The sequence below is a fragment of the Nocardia sp. NPDC058497 genome, from assembly GCF_042720195.1.
In the GTDB taxonomy this organism is placed as follows: domain Bacteria; phylum Actinomycetota; class Actinomycetes; order Mycobacteriales; family Mycobacteriaceae; genus Nocardia.
In genome coordinates, this window is the sequence record NZ_JBHXMY010000747.1 from 1 (window position 1) to 917 (window position 917).

The window sequence follows — 917 nt, forward strand, 5'->3', positions numbered from 1 at the left end:
GCACTGGCACTGGCCGAGTCCGGTGACCACGTGACGGTGATCAGCCGCAGCGGACTCGGCCCCGATCATCCCGGCGTCGACCTGGTCGCGCTCGACGCCCTCGACACCGCCGCCCTGATCGAGCACGCCACCGGGGCGGCCACCGTCTTCAACCTGGCCATGCCGCCGTACCACACCTGGCCGGAAACCGTTCCACCACTGTTCGGTTCGATCCTGACCGCCACCGAAGCCGCCGACGCGAACCTGGTGATGATGGGCAACCTCTACGGCTACGGACCCGTCGACGGCGTGGTCACCGAGACGACCCCGCTGGCGGCCACCGGCAACAAGGGCGAGGTCAGGGCCAGGATGTGGACCGAGGCACTGGCCGCGCACGACGCGGGCCGGTTGCGCGTCACCGAGGTGCGCGCCGGACAGTTCCTCGGCGCGGGCGCGGTGTCGATCTTCTCCCTGCTGGTGCAGCCCGCGGTACTGGCGGGCGCGCGGGCGAAGGTGCCGCAGGAGCTGGACCTGGCGCATTCGTTCACCGCCATCGACGACGCGGCGGCAGCTCTCGTCGCCGTCGCCCGCGACGACCGCGCATGGGGCCGCGCCTGGCACGCCCCGGTCATCACCACCACCGTGCGCGCGGCCGCGACCAGACTGGCGACGCTGGCCGGTGCGCCCGACCCTGATCTGGCCGTGCTGTCCGACGCCGAAATCACCGCGCTGGCTGAGGACGACCCGTTCTGGGCGGAACTGTTCGAGACCAAGCACATGTCGCACCGCGAATTCATCGCCGACGATGCCGCGCTGCGCACCACCCTCGGCGTCACCGCCTCCGCACTCGACGACGTTCTGCGCGCGGTACTTCCCGGCGACCAAGTCTGACCCGGAAACGGCGACCGCGGCCCCCGCGCGGGGGGGAGGGCCGGGCC

General features: G+C 72.1%; 1 protein-coding gene. It reads left to right on the forward strand.

The window, feature by feature from the left end; all coding sequences use genetic code 11:
- A partial coding sequence (locus ACFWPJ_RS30375) for an NAD-dependent epimerase (protein WP_378856574.1) occupies nucleotides 1-870 on the forward strand: 870 nt, incomplete at its 5' end.
- Nucleotides 871-917: the final 47 nt, after the last annotated feature.